An 18074-nucleotide genomic window follows, 5' to 3' on the forward strand; every position below is an offset into this window, starting at 1 on the left:
GCGTCGGCCATGGCAGGCACCGGCATCCTCCCACCGTTGTTCGAACGCCTCGCTTCAAGCGAGGTCGACACCGTGCAGTTGTTCGATCGCCAAGGGCTGCTCGACTCGGTACACACGGAGTTGTTGCGCCTGTTCAACACCCGACGCGGCCAACGCCCACTGACCTCCCCGCCGAGCATTCTCGACTACGGCATCGCTGACTGGACCGCCTTGCAACAGCAGCGCAGCGATGACCGTCGTCAGTTGGCACGGGAAGTCCGTGAGGCCATCACCCATTTCGAACCGCGCCTGCAACTGGGCGAGGTCCAGGTCAATCCGGTCCCCGGCCATCCGCAGCAACTGAGCATTCGGCTACTGGGTGAGTTGCGCAGCGGCCAGCAGCACTGGCCCGTGGCATTTGTCATCGAGAAGGCCGGCAATGGCCTTGAGGTGCGTCATGAGCGACTCGATTGACCCGCAACTGCTCGATTACTACCAGCGCGAACTGACCTGGCTGCGGCACGCCGGGAGCATTTTTGCCGAGCGTTATCCCAAGGTCGCCAGACGCCTGGAATTGTCTCCCGGTGAATGCCCCGACCCGCATGTCGAACGCCTGCTCGAAGGTTTCGCCTTGCTCGCGGCGCGCTTGCAACGGCGGCTCGATGACGACTACGCCGAATTCAGCGACGCCTTGCTCGAACAGCTTTACCCGCTGGCGATGCGGCCATTACCGTCCTGCGCGATCGTGCAGTTCGAGCCGGATCCGAGCAAGGGCAACCTCGCCGGCGGTTACCCGCTGCCACGAGACACGCCGCTGTTCGTCACCACCAGCAAAGGTGAAAGCATCCATTTTCGCACCAGCGCCGCGGTTCGATTGTGGCCGCTGCAAATCAATGAAGCGCTGTTGCTGGGCAGCGACGAAGCCCAGGCCCTGACCGGCGTTGCACAGGCGCGCTCGGCCCTGCGCCTGAGCCTGCGTTGCCTCGGTAAAAGCCAGTGGCCGGAGTTGGCGATCAAACAGTTGCGCGTGCACCTCGCCGCCTCCCCGATGATCAATGCCTGCCTGTATGACCTGCTCGGCGCCCATGCCGTGAAGGTGCTGGCCGGCCCCGTCGGCAGCGTGCCGAAAGTGTTGGCGGGGTTGCCGGACATTGTCGGTTTCGCCAGCGACGAAGTGCTGTTGCCGGACGAGGACGGCGTGCATCCGGGCATGCGTCTGCTCGCCGAATACTTTGCCTTCCCGGACAAATTCAATTTCTTCGATATCCCGTTGGCCGGTGCCACCAGCGACAGCCAGACGCTGTACCTGTACATCGTCTTCGACCGCGCCCCGGCCAACCGTCTGCACCTTCAAGCCAGCGACTTCGCCTTGGGCTGTGCGCCGGTGATCAATCTGTTTCCACGAACCTCGGAGCCCCTGCGCCCGGACGGCACTCGCAGCGAGTACCGCCTGGTCGCCGACAGTCATCGGGAAAACAGCGTCGAGATCCACAGCATCCGAGCGATGCGCGCCAGTTCCAGTCAGGGTGTGCTGCGTGTTCCTGCTTATTACGGCAGCCAGCATATCGGCGGTGAAAAGCAATGCTACTGGCACGCGCGACGGGTCAGCGGCATGACCCCGAATCGTCTGGGCACCGACCTGATGGTGAGCCTGGTGGACACCCGTCTCGACCCATTGTCCGAGACCACCGAATACAGCCTCACCGCCGAACTGCTGTGTACCAACCGACACTTGGCCCAGAGCCTTCCGGCCGGGACACCACTGGGTTTCGAACGACCGGGGCCAGTGGCCTGGGCACGCCTGCGCAATCCACCCAGCCCGCAGAGCTTGCCGCGACTGGATGGCGAATCCCGTTGGCGGCTGGTATCGCAACTGACCCTCAATCATTTGTCGCTGGTCGAGGGGCCGCAGGCGCTGGATGCCCTCAAGGAAATCCTCCAACTGCACAACCTGCGTGACGAGGCCAGCGCCCTACGGCAGATCGAAGGTTTGCTAAGTCTTGGCTGCGAACGAGTGATCGCCCATGTCGGCGAAGATGCGTGGCGCGGCTGGCGCAATGGGCTGGAAGTTCAGCTGCAACTCGACCCGCAGCATTTCGTCGGCAGCAGCGCCGTGTTGTTTTCAGCGGTGCTGGCGCAGTTCTTTTCACTCTATGCCACGGCCAATCGCTTTGTGCGCACGGTCCTGGTCCAGTCAGACAAGGAGGTCAAGACATGGCAACCCCAAGCCGGCATGCCACTGTCCCTCTGAGCCTGAGTCAGAAGCTGCGGCACGACCCGCAGGCGTTCGAGTTGTTGCAGGCGTTGCTGCTGCTGGAGCGCGAACACCCACAAGCCGAGTCCCTGGGCAGCGGCACCGCGCCTCAAGCGGAAGCCCTGCGCCTGCGCGGGCCGTTAACGGCGCTTTTTTCCGCCAGCGAAATCGAAAGCCTGACCCAGGAACCCGGTCAGCAACCGACGCTCAGTACTCCGGTGTTTGGCCTCGGCGGACCCGACGGGCCCCTGCCCTATGCCTATCAGGAATGGCTGCAGCAACGGGCTCGCGCCAAGGACCATGCTCCGGCCGAGTTCCTCGACCTGTTCCAGCATCGCCTGCTCAGCCTGCTGTACAAGGTGATGCGCAAACACCGGATTGCCGTCGGCTTTACGGCCCCCGGCGCGTCCCCGGTGCAGGCGCAACTGCGGGCGCTGACCGGGTTATTGCCCAAAGCCTTGCAAGAACGTCAGGCCGTTCCCGATTCCGCCGTACTGGCATGCAGCGCGCTGTTCGCCGACGGTCGTCGCTCCCTCGCCGGCTTCGCCGCGATCGTGCGCGAGCACTTCGAACTGCCGGTCGCACTCAGCGCCTATGAAGGTGCCTGGCGGGAAATCCCACCCGCCAGTCGCAGCCGCCTGCAACCGGGAGGCCGCAACCTGCAACTGGGCCGCAGCGCCGTGGCCGGCACCCGGGTCTGGGATGAACACGCCGGCATCCGCCTGACGCTCGGTCCGCTGACCTCGGCGCAGGCGGCGCGGTTTCTGCCGGACGGCGAATCCCATCCAGCACTGGCCAGCCTCAGCGCGCTGTACTTCGGCCCCGATCTGGATTGCGCGCTGGTGTTGTTGGTGCGCGGTGCCAGCCCGATAAAACTCGGTCGCCAGGCCCCGCCCTTGCTCAGTTGGAACGGTGGCCTGCAACGCCAGACCAGCCTCGCCGTGCAACAGATCGAAACCCGCCTTCGTCAGCTGGAGATCACCTGAACATGGAACTGGCCAGCCTGATCGGACGCCTCAACCCGGACAACCGCCGCGCCCTCGAACGGGCCGCGCAACGCTGCCTGCAACGAGGTCATCATTACGTCGAAATCGAGCACCTGCTGCTTGAGTTGCTGGACATCGAGGGCGGTGACTTCGCCTACCTGCTGCAGCGCTTCGGCCTGGAGCGCGATGCCCTGACGGCGGAAATCAACAAGGCTCTGGAACTGTTCAAATCCGGCAGCACCCGCACCCCGGCGCTCTCCGCGCAAACCATCGGCCTGCTCGAAGACGCGGTGGTTCAGGCCAGTGTGCTCGGTCTCGACAGCATCCGTTCCGGCTTGCTGCTGCTGGCCTTGCTCGACCGCGATGAACGCCGCAGCCTGCTGCTCAATAGCGCCTCGTCGCTGTTGAAAATTCCGCGGGAAGCCTTGCGCAGCAACCTGCTGGAGTGGACCGAAAACTCTCGCGAACACGTCGGCGGCACGCGGCCTGCCAATGCCGGCAAGCCGCAGCCGAAACAGGATTCGGTGCTCGATCAGTTCACCCAGGACCTGACCGCCGACGCCCACGCCGGGCGCATCGACCCCATCGTCGGGCGTGACGGCGAGATTCGCCAGTGCATCGACATCCTGCTCAGGCGTCGGCAGAACAACCCGATCCTGGTCGGCGCGCCGGGCGTGGGCAAAACGGCAGTGGTCGAAGGCCTGGCCCTGCGCATTGCCGCTGGCGATGTACCGCCGTCGCTGCAGGAAGTCAGCCTGCGGGTACTCGACCTCGGTTTGTTGCAGGCCGGGGCCGGGGTCAAAGGCGAGTTCGAACAGCGGCTCAAAGGCGTGATTGACGCGGTGCGCAGCGCCGATAAACCGATCATTCTATTCATCGACGAAGCCCACACCCTGATTGGCGCCGGCGGCGCGGAAGGCGGCAGCGACGCGGCCAACCTGCTCAAACCGGCGCTGGCCCGTGGCGAGTTGCGCACCCTCGCCGCCACGACCTGGCTTGAGTACAAAAAATACTTCGAGAAAGACCCGGCCCTCGCCCGGCGCTTTCAGTTGGTGCAAGTCGAGGAACCGGACGAAACCACCGCCGTGGAAATGCTTCGTGGCGTGGCCGCGAAACTGGAACAGCACCACGGCGTGCAAGTGCTCGACGCAGCGATCCACGAAGCGGTGAAACTGTCCCACCGCTACATCTCCGGGCGCCAGTTGCCGGACAAAGCCATCAGCGTGCTCGACACCGCCTGCGCCCGGGTCGCCCTCGGCCAGCACGACGTGCCGCCACCGCTGGAAAGCCTGCGCCATCGCCAGAACAGCCTCAAGGATGAAGTCGAACGCCTGCGTCGCGAACAGGCCACCGGGCTCGATCACCGTGAACGCATCACCCTGCTGGAAACCGAATCCGTCGGCAACGTGCAAGCCATTCGCGACCTGGAAATCCGCTGGAACGAAGAACGGATCGCCGTGCGCGAACTGCTGGAAACCCGCCGCGAGTTACTCACCTTGAGCGAACGCGCCGACAACGAAAAACCGGACGAAGCCACTGACAGCCGCATCGATCATCTGGCCGCCGAACTGGTACGACTCGAGGCCGGTCTGGATGCCATTCGCCAGGACGATCCGCTGGTGCCGGAACAGGTCGACGCAAAAACCGTGGCCGCCGTGATCGCCGGCTGGACCGGTATCCCGGTGGGCAAAATGCTCGCCGACGAAGCCCACGCCGTACGCACCCTCGGCCAGCGCATGGGCCTGCGGGTCATGGGCCAAAGCACCGCGCTGAACACCATCGCCCAACGCCTGCAAGCCTACCGCGCCGGCCTTACCGACCCACAGAAACCGGTCGGCGTGTTCCTGCTGGTCGGCCCCACGGGCGTGGGCAAAACCGAAACCGCTTATGCGTTGGCCGATGCGCTCTACAGCGGCGAACGCAACCTGATCAGCATCAACCTTTCCGAATACCAGGAAGCCCACACCGTCAGCCAACTCAAAGGTGCCCCGCCCGGCTACGTCGGCTACGGCAGCGGCGGCGTACTCACCGAAGCGGTGCGGCGCAAACCTTATTCGGTGGTGCTGCTCGACGAAATCGAAAAGGCCCACCCGGATGTGCTCGAAGCCTTCTACAACGTCTTCGACAAAGGCGTCATGGAGGATGGGACCGGCCTGGTGGTGGACTTCAAAAACACCGTGATGCTCGCCACCAGCAACGTTGGCGCTGAATTGCTGCTCGACACACCGACCACGCAACTGGGCACCGATGCCTTCAACGAAGCGCTGCATAAAGTGCTGCTGAAAGCGTTTCGGCCAGCGTTTCTGGCGCGCATGACGGTGGTGGCGTATCGGCCTCTGGATGAGGTGACGCTGGAAGGGATTGTGTTGGCGAAGCTGGAGAAATTGCGCGGACGCTACAAGGCTGCAACCGGGAAACAGTTTGAGTTTGATGCCGGGATAGTGCAGGCGGTGTTGGCCAAGTGCAGTGCTGCCGGGGCACGGGATGTTGAGAATGTGTTGATGACGCAGGTGACGGGGAAGTTGGCGGAGTGGGTGTTGGAGTGAATACAGGATGCAGCCCGCCCAGTTCGTAGAAAAATGTAAAACAAGTTAACAAGGAGTTTTGCCATGACATTAAGCAATAGCGCAACCAGAAAACATACCAACGGAAAGTATAAAAATACCCAACCAAAGATAACACAAGAGTTAGCTTAAATACCGACACCCTTAACAACGGCTCTCATAGGCAACCACAATATCAACACACGTTCAATACAAAGGAATCAAACCAATGGCGACTCGTATTTTTTTTCGCGGTGACAGTCGTGCACCTTATGGTCAGCATAGTATCTTCGCTCTGGGTTTTTCAAGGAGGGACTTGACAGCGCCAAGCCCTGTCTATAGAGCGACGCCGAACTACGCAGGCGACATTGAACCTGACAGTGCTGTCTGTGTGTCTGCACGCATTAGTGCATCCGCGCTATTCCCTTTGGATGTTGCAGTAGCACGAACGTATATTTATGCAGTGGCATTAGATACCAGCGCAGTCACCAACACTCATAAACGGCAGGTCGAGGACGGCCTTGCTGGAGTAGCGGTCAGCGGCGTTAATGCTCTTTGGCCATTGTTTGCTCAAGAACTTGCGATTCCCGAGATCCCGGCAAATCAGATTATTGCGTCGGTTGCGTGCGACAGAGTATGGAATGGCGCTGACTGGTCAGCCGGCGCCGTTTATACCCTACATTCCCCCGTAGCAACCAATCCAGCGTGCACGGTCAACGCACAATTTCGTGATGCAGCCGTTAGCTTCCTCATGGCAGAGATCAACTTGGGCAATAACAACACTCCTTTAATGGGCAATGGGTATCATCCTGTGAATTAAACTTAAAAGGAGAACAAAAGTGAACATTACGCCTACATTGCGCCGAGCCATGCAAAACCTGCTCACCTACTCGAACGGTGAGACCGGATTAATAATGCGCTGGAACAATGACGACCGTACCATAGAAACCGTTTGGTCCGAAGGTTATAAAAACATTGAAAATGTTGCACAAGTGGGGTCCGGTCGCGCGCACATACAAAGACTCGAGAATACGTACGACGAAAGCAAAAGCCAGCCAAATTTCGGAGGACATGCAGAGGAAATATTAATCAGAACGTGGGACTACTACAAAAAATCTCTTAGCATCTACCCCATATCCGTTGACATCATACTCACACATAGTCCTTGTCGTGATGTATCAGGCGTATTCAGAGATGCTAAAGGGACGGTGTGGCCATGTGGATGCTCGAACAAACTCTATAAACTAATTAACGAAATAGAAACCAACGTCAAAGTTTGGAACATTGCCTACTTTGCATACTACGGTACCGCTGCTTCAACCGGCAAAGCGATTGAGGGAGTCTCCAAGTTACAATCGCACCCTCGTGTTTTAACCTATTATTTCCATGGCGTTCCATGAACACCATAGGCCAATAATTAGCACAAATAAACACATCACTCTTTCATGGGTAATTCTGGGATTATCGATCAGTTCCTACTCACATAATCAACAACACAAGCTCCAACCACCCATTGAGGCCCCCCAATGCCCCGCACTACCGACAGCAACACCAGTCTCTCCCTCACTGCCAACTCGCTGTCGGCGCTTTATCCTGAGTCGCTGTCCGGCGAAGAAACCCTCAATTCGCTGGGCACACAAACCCTCAACGGCCTCAACGACGGCACATCACTCACCCTGACCACGGCCATCGCCACCCACCTCACCACCACCCTGCACAACGACGTCCTGACCCGCCCGATGGATGCGCTGGTCGCCGAAATCCGCCAACTCCCTGCCGACGCCACCGCCGAGCGCTATCAGCTTGTACTGCGGCCATGGCTCTGGTGGTTGACCCTGGCCAGCAACAACCGCGTATTCCAGAACCTCAGCACCTCTGACATCGTCACCACGATTTTCAAGGCTCATGGTTTTACCGATTTCCTGCTGAAGCTCAGCGGCAGCTATACCCCGCGCGAGTACTGCGTGCAGTACGGCGAAACCGATTTCGCCTTCGTTTCACGGTTGCTGGAAGAGGAAGGGATTTTCTGGTTTTTCACCCACGAGGACGGCAAGCACACGCTGGTGCTGGGGGACAGCAACGACGCGTTTGTGCCAATCCCCAATGGACCCAAGGTGAAGTATCTCGGCCAGCAGTTGGGTGAGCGAGAACTGCACGGCATTCGCTCCGGCCAGGTCTGCGTACAGGCGGTGGCCGGGGTGTATCAGGCGACGGATTACGAGTTCACCACCCCGACCACCTCGCTCTACAGCCAGGCCGAAGCAGTCGCCGGGCCACGGTCGATGTACGAGCACCCCGGTAGCTACAACGCCAAAGCGCGCGGCGATGCGCTGACCAAGCAGCGTGTCGATGGATTGCGCAGTCAGGAGAAGCGTTTTGTCGGTGAAAGCGACTGCCGCTGGCTGGTGCCGGGGCATTGGTTCACCCTCGCTGGGCATGATGATTCGACGTTGAATATCGATTGGGTGGTGACGGCGGTGACTCACGAAGCCAGCCACGACAGCTATCGCAATCGTTTCGAAGCCATCCCCAAGGCCACACCTTTTCGCCCGGTGAGAACCACACCGAAGCCGCGAATGCACACGCAAACCGCCATCGTAGTCGGCAAGTCCGGCGAAGAAATCTGGACCGACGAATACGGCCGGATCAAGTTGCAGTTCCCGTGGGATCGCGATGGCAAGAACGACGAAGCCAGTTCCTGCTGGGTGCGGGTGGTGTTGCCCTGGAGCGGCAAGGGTTTTGGCATGCAGTTCGTGCCACGGATCGGCCAGGAAGTGATCGTGACGTTTATCGATGGCGATCCCGATCGACCGCTGGTGACGGGTTGCGTCTACAACGGTGACAACGCCCTGCCCTATGCGCTGCCAGCGAATCAGACCCAGTCCGGGATCAAGACCCAATCGTCCAAGGGCGGTGGCGGTTTCAACGAATTGCGCTTCGAGGACAAGAAGGACGCCGAAGAGGTGTTTTTGCAGGCGCAGAAAGATCTGAAGATCAACGTGCTCAACGACACAACCGCCACGGTCGGCCACGACGAAACCCTGACCGTACAGAACGCCCGTACGCGCACGGTGAAGGAAGGCGACGAGACCGTGACCCTGGAGAAAGGCAAACGCAGCGTGACCATCCAGACTGGCAGTGACAATCTCGATGTGAAGGACAGTCGCACGGTGACCGTGGGCGCGGATCAGACCCACAGCACCGGTGGCAACTACACGCACAAGGTCACCGGCGATTACAGCCTGACGGTGGACGGCAATCTGACCATCAAGGTGACCGGTACCCTGACCCTGCAAAGCGGCGGCAGTTTTGCGATCAAGAGTGGCGCTGATCTGGCGGCCCAGGCCAGCACCTCGATCAGTCAAAAGGCCGGTACGTCCCTGAGCAATCAGGCGGGAACCTCGTTGGAGAACAAGGCCGGCACGACCATGACCAACGATGCCGGGATCAGCCTGACCAACAAGGGCGCCGCTTCGCAGACCGTGGACGGTGGCGGCATGCTGACGATCAAGGGTGGTCTGGTGCAGGTCAACTGACAAGGAGAACCCATGGCCATCACGCCGCTGGACTTGCAGCAGAACGATAAACAGCTCAAAGGTCGCTTGCTCGATGGCCAGCTCGACGGTGCGCTGCAAATCAAGGATGACGGGCGCGCGCAGGCTGATTTGCACTACAGCCAGGGCGAGTTGCAAGGCACTACCCTGCTTTACCACCCCAATGGCAAGGTCTCGGCGCAGCTGCCGTTTGTTCGTGACAAGCTGCAGGGGGTCGCGAGTTTCTATGCGCCGCAAGGCTGGCTGCAGCGCAAGGCGACTTACCGCCGAGGGCTGCTGCATGGCGAGGCGTTCAATTACTTTCCCGACGGGCAACTGGCGGAGGCCGAGTTCTACCGCGATGGCGTGCGCGAGGGGCGGTATCAGCGTTTTCATGCCAACGGTAAACCGGCCGTGGAGGCCCGTTATCTCAACGGTCAACTGCTGGAACCAGAACAGGGTTTTGCTGCTGATGGGCGACCGCTGGACGCCGAGGGCAAGCCGATTTCCAGGGTTCGCTGGTGGTTCAGACGCTGGAGCGATCCGGCCCAAGCCTGAAGCCTTGTATTGGCTGAGATGCCCCCATCGCGGCATCGGTATCTACACATCTCCCGATCCTGGTCTATAACAGGACGGCATGGATATCAAATGACCGGGCTAGATGCCCGACTGACAAAACGATACGACGAGTTAGTCATGGGACACAGTAATGGACTACCGGCGCTGGCCGCCGGGATGAAAGCCTTGCCGCGAAGCGACAAGGCTTTTGCGCAGACGCAAGCGCTCTGGAGATTTTTGAGCAATGACCGGGTCAGGCCCGTTGACCTGGTTAAACCGCTACTGGCGCTGGCCCACGAGGGTTGCCGGGATGACTGCGATGATTACGCGCTGGTCATGCACGATTGGTCTCGGCTCAATTACATGCATCACCACAGCAAGGCTGATCGCCTGCAAATGACCCATCGGGGTGACATCGGTTACGAACTGCAAAGCAGCCTGCTGGTCACGGATCGTGACGGCGCACCGATCTGTACTCCCGCTCAAAACCTGGCGACCAGGGACGGCGTTCTCAGCACGCGAGCCGAAGAAGTACTGGCCCCTGAAAAACACCTCAATGAACTGACACAACGCATCACTTGGCTGGAGCAGCAGAGTTTTGCCAAGCCTCTTGTCCATATCGTGGATCGAGAGGCTGATTCGGTCGCTCATTTGAGACAGTGGCAGGCCGAGGGTCGGCAATGGCTGGTGCGGGTCAAGGCGGGTTCCACGGCCAGTCATGAAGGCCAGTCCAGGCCTCTGAGCCAAATCGCCAGCCAAATGAGCTACAGCGAAACCCGCAAGGTCGACTACAAAGGAAAATCCGCCATTCAATGGGTGGGAGAAACGGCCGTTGTGTTGACTCGCCAAGCCCAGCCCTTCACCAAAGACCGGGCCGACCGCAAGACGTTACGCAAATCCGGCGAGCCTTTACCTGCCCGACTGATCGTTAGCCGAATAATTGGGGACAACGGCCATCTGTTGGCCGAATGGTATTTGCTAAGCAACCTTGGGCCCGAGGTTGCGGCTGAACGATTGGCACTCTGGTATTACTGGCGTTGGCGTATCGAGTCCTACTTCAAACTGCTCAAGGGCGGCGGACATCAGCTGGAAAACTGGCAGCAGGAAAGCGGCGAAGCCGTGTTCAAACGGCTGCTGATTGCTAGTCAGGCGTGTGCAGTCAGCGGGCGCCTAATGCGGGCCGAAGGTGAGTTTGCCGAGCAAACCCGAGAGTTTTTGGTCCGTCTGTCTGGTCGTCAAATGAAACGCTCTCAACCGGTAACGGCTTCTGCGGTGCTGGCCGGTCTGTACATGCTTTTGGCGATGTGCGAGACGCTGGAGCAATACACGCCTCAGGAGCTGGCGGGTTTCGCTAAAGAAGCCATCGGCTGGGTGGCCAGCCGAAGACTTTAGAGATGTGTAGATACCTATGCTCATCGCGGGCAAGCCCGCTCCCACAGTGATCACTGTTGTTCACAAATACTGCATTCACCGGAAATCCCCTGTGGGAGCGGGCTTGCTCGCGAAGAGGCTGGCACATTCAACATCGATGTCACCTGACACGACGCGTTCGCGAGCAAGCCCGCTCCCACACTATGATCAGTGCCCTACATAAAGACCAAGTCCAACCGCGATACCCTGTGGGAGCGGGCTTGCCCGCGATGAGGCCCTCACATTCAACATCGATATCGCCTGACACGCCGCCTTCGCGAGCAAGCCCGCTCCCACAGTTTGATCGTGTGCGGTCAGGGAATGAGCATCTGCATTTGCCCCGGCATCACGATTTTTATCACCCCTGCCCAATTGCACATCAGGGTGCTGTTGGCATCGATGGCCGGCATGCCGCCCAGCAGCAGGGTCGGCGCGCCGCCGGGGATCCACGGGGTGGCGGTAGCCGGGATGCAGGGCATCGGCGTCAATACGCCAAGCGCTGCGGCGGTGGCGGCCGCGACCATCGGGTTGGCCATGCTCATGCACGTGCCGAACGGCATGACGTTGACCAGCGGAATGTGATCCATGATGTTCGCCGCCGGCATGCCCCCGGTCAGCGTGCGATTCACCGGCAGCACGTTGAGTACCGCTGATGCCGCGCCGAAACTGCATTGCAGGGTCGCAGTGGCGCAAACTTGCGGACAACCCATGTCGAATCTCCTTCCTGGAAGCGGCGCTCCCCTGAAACCATAGTCCGCCGAGCCCGTTCGCGCACATCAGGAACGCTGATTATCCGGCAACACGCTAACCTATAAGACCGTGCCGCGCTTGTGGCCACCCCGGCGCACCATTAGATTAGCCAATGATGTCTGGCCTCCAAAATAAGCAGAAGGGATAAGCATGGCGCTTACTGACCAGTCCACCCGTATCCGCTCCGGCGAAGAACTCGATGCCAGCCTGATCGATCCATACCTCAAGGCGCACATTCCGGGCCTGAGCGGCTTGCCGAAAGTCAGCCAGTTTCCGGGCGGTGCGTCGAACCTGACTTACCTGCTGGAATACCCCGAACAGGAATTCGTCCTGCGTCGGCCACCGTTCGGCCACAAGGCCAAGTCCGCCCACGACATGGGCCGCGAATTTCGTATTCTCAATCAGCTGCGAGACGGCTTTCCCTATTGCCCCAAAGCCTATGTGCACTGCACCGACGAGTCAGTGATCGGTGCCGAGTTTTATGTGATGGAACGGGTCAAGGGGATCATCCTGCGCTCCGAACTGCCACCGGAACTAGGGCTTGATTCAGCGAAGACCGAAACCCTGTGCAAGAGCTTCATCGACAAGTTCGTGGAACTGCACCGGGTCGACTACAAGGCCTATGGCCTGGGCGACCTCGGCAAACCCGAAGGCTATGTGGCACGGCAAATCAAAGGCTGGAGCGAGCGCTACGAAAAAGCCCTGACCCCGGACGCGCCCAAGTGGGAAGCGGTCAAAGCCTGGCTCAATGACAAGATGCCGGCCGATCACCCAACGTCGAGCATCGTCCACAACGACTACCGCTTCGACAACGTGATCCTCGACCCCGAGAACCCGATGCAGATCATCGGTGTGCTGGATTGGGAGCTGACCACCCTCGGCGACCCGCTGATGGACTTGGGCAACACCCTCGCCTACTGGATCGAAGCCAACGACCCGGCGCCGGTGCAATTGATGCGCCGTCAGCCAAGCCACGCTCCCGGCATGCTGACCCGCCGTGAGTTCGTCGATTACTACGCCGAGCGCGCCGGCATCCAGATCGACAATTTCGACTTCTACTACACCTACGGCCTGTTCCGCCTGGCCGGCATCGTGCAGCAGATCTACTACCGCTTCTTCCATGGTCAGACCCAGGACAAGCGCTTCGCACAGTTCATTCACATGAACAAACTGCTGGAGCAGATGAGCCTGCAAGTCATCCAGAAATCCAGCCTCTGATCGCGCCCATAACAAGGAAAAATCATGTCCAAGACTCAGTTGTTCGACCTCGACGGCAAGATCGCTTTCGTCTCCGGCGCCAGCCGCGGCATTGGTGAAGCCATCGCCAAACTGCTGGCGCAGCAAGGTGCCCACGTCATCGTTTCGAGCCGCAAACTCGACGGCTGCCAGCACGTCGCCGACGCGATCATCGCCGCTGGCGGCAAAGCCACCGCAGTCGCCTGCCACATCGGTGAGATGGAGCAGATCACCCAAGTCTTCGCCGGCATCCGCGAACAGTTCGGGCGCCTGGACATTCTGGTCAACAACGCGGCGACCAACCCGCAGTTCTGCAACGTCCTGGACACCGACCTCAGCGCCTTCCAGAAAACCGTCGACGTGAACATTCGCGGCTACTTTTTCATGTCGGTGGAAGCCGGCAAGCTGATGCGCGAACACGGCGGCGGCAGCATCATCAACGTCGCCTCGATCAATGGTATTTCTCCGGGGATCTTCCAGGGCATCTACTCAGTGACCAAGGCAGCGGTGATCAACATGACCAAAGTCTTCGCCAAGGAATGCGCGCAATTCGGCATCCGTTGCAACGCCCTGCTGCCGGGTCTGACCGACACCAAGTTTGCTTCGGCGCTGGTAAAGAACGACGCCATCCTGAAAACCGCGCTGCAGCAGATTCCGCTCAAGCGCGTAGCGGACCCGAGTGAAATGGCCGGTGCGGTGTTGTACCTGGCCAGTGATGCGTCGAGCTACACGACTGGGGTTTCGTTGAATGTGGATGGCGGGTTTTTGTCCTGATTCGACTCACCAGATACAAAAGGCAGCCTCAGGGCTAATGCCGGTAAGTTAAGAAATTTGAGCGACGAAAATCCTGTGGGAGCGTGGCTTGCCCGCGAAAAATGCACCGCGGTTTTTCAGGTACTGCGCGTCATCGTTCTTCGCGGGCAAGCCACGTTCCCACAGGTTCTGCGTCTTAACTTACCGGCATTAGCCTCAGGGCTGCTTCAGTACTCACCACTGATCGTTCCCACGCTCTGCGTGGGAATGCCTCACCGGACGCTCTGCGTCCGCTCTTTTGGGACGCGGAGCGTCCCTGGCTGCATTCCCACGCGGAGCGTAGGAACGATCAAATCGCAGCCGTATCGGATTCAGCATAAGAATATTTATTCCACTATTTGCATATTGTGAATATTTATTCCATAAATAGCCCTCCTGAAAATAAAAATCCAAAGGACCCGGCTATGCGCGAACTCGGTATCGGACTCATCGGCACAGGTTTCATGGGCCGCGCCCACGCCTTGGCCTTTCGCAACGTCAGCGCCGTTTTTGAATTGCCGCTGAAGCTCAAACTGGCTGCCCTCGCCGACGCCGATCCGCAGCGCGCCCGGCACTGCGCCGACGCGTGGGGCTTCGATGCCGCTCACAGTGACTGGCAACAGCTGATCAACGATCCCAAGGTCAACCTGATCGCCATCACCACCCCTAACCATCTGCACTACCCCATGGCCATGGCCGCCCTCGCCGCCGGTAAACCGGTGTACTGCGAAAAACCGCTGGCGGTGAACCTCGAACAGGCCAGCGCCATGCGTCTGGCCGCTAAAGCTGCGGGCGTGGTGACGCGGGTCGGTTACAACTATCAGCACAACCCGATCATCGGGCTGGCCCGGGAGCTGCTTGAAAACGGCGACTTGGGTCAGATAATCAGTTTCCAGGGTGAATTCAGCGAAGACTTCATGGCCGACCCCGCGTCGCCCTGGTCGTGGCGTTGCGAGGCCGATCATGCCGGTGGTGCACTGGCCGACCTGGGCAGTCACTTGTTGGCCATGGCCCGTTATCTGGTGGGCGATGTCGATGCAGTGAGCGCCGACACCCAGACCGTGCACCGGCAACGTCCCGCCACGGTTGGCAGTCCGGAACAACGCAGCATCGCCGTCGATGACCAGGTCCATGCCTTGTTGCGGTTTGCCAACGGCGCCCGTGGCACGTTCAGCAGCAGTTGGCTCAAGCACGGCTACAAGAATCACCTGAGTTTTGAAATCAGCGGCACCCGAGGCACATTGGTATTCGATCAGGAACGCTTGAATGAGCTGCGTCTGTTTCGTGCCGGTCAGGACGGTTTCCAGCGCTTGATGGCAGGGCCGAATTTGCCGGGTTATGCGGCGTTCAGTCCAGCGGCAGGGCATCAACTCGGATACAACGAACTCAAGACGCTGGAAGTCCATGATCTGGTGATGGCGCTGGCAGGCTTATCTCAGGGTGGAACGAATTTCGAACAGGCGTGGGAAGTCGAACGCCTGGCGACGGCGATCCGGTTGGCAGCGCGGGAGTCGCGTTGGGTCAGAATTGAGGAAGTCTGAGCGACGCGTGCGGATACCCGCCAGCAGCACAGCGCTGCTGGCGGTTCAACGTGAGCCGATGGATGATTATTGAGTGACGCAACGAGTGAGCGTCGTTTCCCGGGTCACCTGCCCCTCAGCCCTCACATCGCCTTGTACATCGATGTTTTCAGTGGTTTGGCAGGTGCGCACAGGGGGTGGAGGCGGCGCAGCGGGAGGTGGCGGTGGAGGACTGGCACAACCACCCAGAATCGCTATCCAGAGTGCGAACGACAGTGTTGTAAAAGTGCGTTTCCCAAGACTTTTCATAGGTTGACCCGCGGTAAGTGATCGACATATTTCCGCGACCCAACACACTCACCGCGTACCCGCGGACCGGTCACAGAAAAAATACTCTCGTATTCCTTATACGACCGCCGGCAAAACCTGACAGTTCCTAGGACGTCTCGCGACAATGCAACGTGTTGCTCTCAAGCTCGTACCGTAACTCTTCAATCAACGCCGTCAACGCCTCCGGCGTCCTGAGATTCACCATGCTCAACCCGCTGACCACCAGATCCACCTGCCCCGTCGCCGGATGATAAAGCTTCACCGTCAACGAATTATCCCCGGTGAGCGCGCACTCACAGGCCAACGGCGAAAAACTCCGCTCCAGTTGCATACGCAATTGCGCCAGATGATTCATCCCGATTCACCTTGGCGACGACCTGAAATCGACTCCACGCTTGAACTGTTCGCACCCATGTGGCTGTTCCTTTAGCTGCTTCGAAAAGGACGCGATACCGACTCGAAGCCACGTATCGCACCCTCACAGCCTAGAAAAACCAGCCCCTGAGCAGAACATCAAATTGCACCATCCCAACTAGTGCATTTGCATCTTAACGTTGCCCCTTGGGCCGCCTCTCGCTGGAGAACAGACCCCGTTCGCGAGCCCATACAATCGCCTCGCTGCGGCTGTGCACGTCGAGTTTGGAATACACCGTCGAAACATGATTACGCACCGTATTAGGCGCCAGTTTCAGGCGTGCGGCGATTTCCTTGTCGGCCAGGCCTTCACAGATCAAGCCGAGCACATCGCGCTCTCGCGCGGTCAGTTCGGTGAACGACACATTGGGCAACTGCGGTGAATTGACGTTCTTCACGTTGGCGAGTTTTTCGATCAGCGTGCGGCTGAACCAGGAGGCATCTTTCATCACCTCTTCAATGGCTGACACCAGTTCCAGCTCAGTGCGTTTGCGCTCCGTAATGTCCATCAACACCAGCAGGTAGCAAGTGCCACCCTGAATGTTCACGGTGTCCGCCGAGACGGCGCAATCGATCAGCCCGGCATCCTTGCGGCGCACCCTGACATCGACGCGATCCACACTCCCGGTTTTCTCCAGGGCCGCAAACAGTCGCGTGCGAGCGCCTGCGTCATCGATGAAACCGAGTTGCGCCACGGTCTTGCCGAGCACCTCTTCACTGGGGCACGCGAGGGTATCGAGAAACGCTTCGTTGACATCCATCACCACTTGATCGTCGGCGCTGCACACCAGGATCGACACCGGGGTGAGGCGAAAGGCTTTGGCAAACCGTTCCTCACTCTGGCGCAGGGCTATTTCAGCCTTGTGCCGCAGTTCCATGTCGACGAAGGAAAACAGCATGCAAGCTTCGTCGTTGAGCTCCAGCGGTTGCCCGGCAACGATCACCTGTTTGCTGCCACCGTCGGGCAATTGCAGTTCGGCCTGCATCTGCGGAATGGTTGCCCCGTCACGCAAACGCTGCTTGGCCAGGTCCTTGTTTTCAGCACGCTCCAGCACATCCAGCTCATAGGTCGAAGCGCCGATCACCTGATCGCGGGCATAACCGGTCATTTCCAGGAAGCCCTGGTTGACTTTGATGTAACGCAAATCGCTGAGGCGACAGATCACCGCCGGGGCCGGGTTGGCATTGAAGGTCTTTTCGAAACGCTGCTCGGCGCTGGCCCATTCGGTGACGTCATTCATGATCAGCACCAACGACTCCGGTTCGCCGGCGTGGTCGGCCAGCACCATGCTGCGCACGCTGTGGACCCAGGTGCGCTCGTCGTTTTCGACTGGTGTCAATTCAACCAGTACATCGTTGAACATCTCGCCGCGGGCAACACGGCTGATCGGATAATTCTCCGTCGCCACCGGGTGATTGTTGCGATAACGCAAGGCAAACCGCTTCGCGTACTCCTTGGCATTGGCCCCCAGCTCACCGATCCGACTGACGCCGTGCATGGTCAGAGCGGCGTCATTGGCCCAGAGGATCGTCTGGTCGAGTTCCAGCAGAATCACCCCGTCGGACAGGCCGGCGATGATCTGCTGCAACTGGCGGCGATTGGTTTCGGTGGTCAGGACGTCCTGGCTCATTGGATCTCCACGCGTACGGCGGCGCATTCATGCGCCGCCCTGTGAAGATTACGACCGCGGGGGATTGGGATAGTGCTGAGGACTCATCCGCCGGGCTGATCGTTCCCACGCTCCGCGTGGGAATGCCTCTAGGGACGC

General features: G+C 59.6%; 15 protein-coding genes. 12 read left to right on the forward strand and 3 right to left on the reverse strand.

Annotation, left to right across the window (positions count from 1 at the left end; all coding sequences use genetic code 11):
• Window positions 1–9: 9 nt before the first annotated feature.
• The 9 genes from tssE (at window position 10) to ACQKPC_RS22015 (ending at window position 11245) form a co-directional block, all read left to right on the forward strand.
• Complete coding sequence (gene tssE / locus ACQKPC_RS21975) at window positions 10–453, forward strand: type VI secretion system baseplate subunit TssE (RefSeq protein WP_427626242.1); 444 nt, start codon at window positions 10–12, stop codon at window positions 451–453.
• Window positions 437–2230, forward strand: coding sequence for a type VI secretion system baseplate subunit TssF (tssF, locus tag ACQKPC_RS21980; protein ID WP_427626243.1), 1794 nt, complete (start codon window positions 437–439; stop codon window positions 2228–2230). The genes tssE and tssF overlap by 17 nt, the downstream gene beginning before the upstream one ends.
• Window positions 2194–3219, forward strand: a complete 1026-nt coding sequence (tssG, locus tag ACQKPC_RS21985) for a type VI secretion system baseplate subunit TssG (protein ID WP_427626244.1) — start codon at window positions 2194–2196, stop codon at window positions 3217–3219. The genes tssF and tssG overlap by 37 nt, the downstream gene beginning before the upstream one ends.
• Before the next feature lie 2 nt (window positions 3220–3221).
• Complete coding sequence (gene tssH / locus ACQKPC_RS21990) at window positions 3222–5765, forward strand: type VI secretion system ATPase TssH (RefSeq protein WP_427626245.1); 2544 nt, start codon at window positions 3222–3224, stop codon at window positions 5763–5765.
• Between the two features lie 226 nt (window positions 5766–5991).
• A complete protein-coding gene (locus tag ACQKPC_RS21995) occupies window positions 5992–6582 on the forward strand; it encodes a hypothetical protein (RefSeq protein WP_148050128.1) in 591 nt (196 codons plus the stop codon).
• Between the two features lie 19 nt (window positions 6583–6601).
• Window positions 6602–7162: a hypothetical protein gene (locus ACQKPC_RS22000; RefSeq protein WP_427626246.1), complete on the forward strand. Its 561-nt coding sequence runs from the start codon at window positions 6602–6604 to the stop codon at window positions 7160–7162.
• Between the two features lie 126 nt (window positions 7163–7288).
• On the forward strand, window positions 7289–9298 hold the full coding sequence (tssI, locus tag ACQKPC_RS22005; RefSeq protein WP_427626247.1) for a type VI secretion system tip protein TssI/VgrG: 2010 nt from the start codon (window positions 7289–7291) through the stop codon (window positions 9296–9298).
• A gap of 12 nt (window positions 9299–9310) precedes the next feature.
• Window positions 9311–9853, forward strand: coding sequence for a toxin-antitoxin system YwqK family antitoxin (locus tag ACQKPC_RS22010; protein WP_427626248.1), 543 nt, complete (start codon window positions 9311–9313; stop codon window positions 9851–9853).
• 138 nt (window positions 9854–9991) lie between these two features.
• Window positions 9992–11245: a transposase gene (locus ACQKPC_RS22015; RefSeq protein ID WP_427626249.1), complete on the forward strand. Its 1254-nt coding sequence runs from the start codon at window positions 9992–9994 to the stop codon at window positions 11243–11245.
• A gap of 332 nt (window positions 11246–11577) precedes the next feature.
• On the opposite strand, the gene ACQKPC_RS22020 is transcribed toward ACQKPC_RS22015, so the two are convergent.
• Window positions 11578–11973: a DUF4280 domain-containing protein gene (locus tag ACQKPC_RS22020; RefSeq protein WP_427626250.1), complete on the reverse strand. Its 396-nt coding sequence runs from the start codon at window positions 11971–11973 to the stop codon at window positions 11578–11580.
• A gap of 190 nt (window positions 11974–12163) precedes the next feature.
• Between ACQKPC_RS22020 and ACQKPC_RS22025 the strand changes: the two genes are divergently transcribed.
• The 3 genes from ACQKPC_RS22025 to ACQKPC_RS22035 all read left to right on the forward strand — a co-directional run bounded on the left by ACQKPC_RS22025 (window position 12164) and on the right by ACQKPC_RS22035 (window position 15582).
• Window positions 12164–13231 (forward strand): phosphotransferase family protein, encoded by a 1068-nt coding sequence (locus tag ACQKPC_RS22025; protein ID WP_427626251.1) that lies wholly within the window; start codon window positions 12164–12166, stop codon window positions 13229–13231.
• Between the two features lie 24 nt (window positions 13232–13255).
• Window positions 13256–14023 (forward strand): SDR family oxidoreductase, encoded by a 768-nt coding sequence (locus ACQKPC_RS22030; RefSeq protein WP_008009686.1) that lies wholly within the window; start codon window positions 13256–13258, stop codon window positions 14021–14023.
• Window positions 14024–14466: 443 nt separating this feature from the next.
• On the forward strand, window positions 14467–15582 hold the full coding sequence (locus tag ACQKPC_RS22035; RefSeq protein ID WP_427626252.1) for a Gfo/Idh/MocA family protein: 1116 nt from the start codon (window positions 14467–14469) through the stop codon (window positions 15580–15582).
• Between the two features lie 415 nt (window positions 15583–15997).
• On the opposite strand, the gene ACQKPC_RS22040 is transcribed toward ACQKPC_RS22035, so the two are convergent.
• Together ACQKPC_RS22040 and ACQKPC_RS22045 are read right to left on the reverse strand one after the other, a co-directional pair.
• Window positions 15998–16246 (reverse strand): DUF1652 domain-containing protein, encoded by a 249-nt coding sequence (locus ACQKPC_RS22040; RefSeq protein WP_427626253.1) that lies wholly within the window; start codon window positions 16244–16246, stop codon window positions 15998–16000.
• Between the two features lie 193 nt (window positions 16247–16439).
• Window positions 16440–17936, reverse strand: coding sequence for a PAS domain S-box protein (locus ACQKPC_RS22045; protein WP_427626254.1), 1497 nt, complete (start codon window positions 17934–17936; stop codon window positions 16440–16442).
• Window positions 17937–18074: the final 138 nt, after the last annotated feature.

The sequence above is a fragment of the Pseudomonas sp. NPDC089918 genome, from assembly GCF_050280605.1.
In the GTDB taxonomy this organism is placed as follows: domain Bacteria; phylum Pseudomonadota; class Gammaproteobacteria; order Pseudomonadales; family Pseudomonadaceae; genus Aquipseudomonas.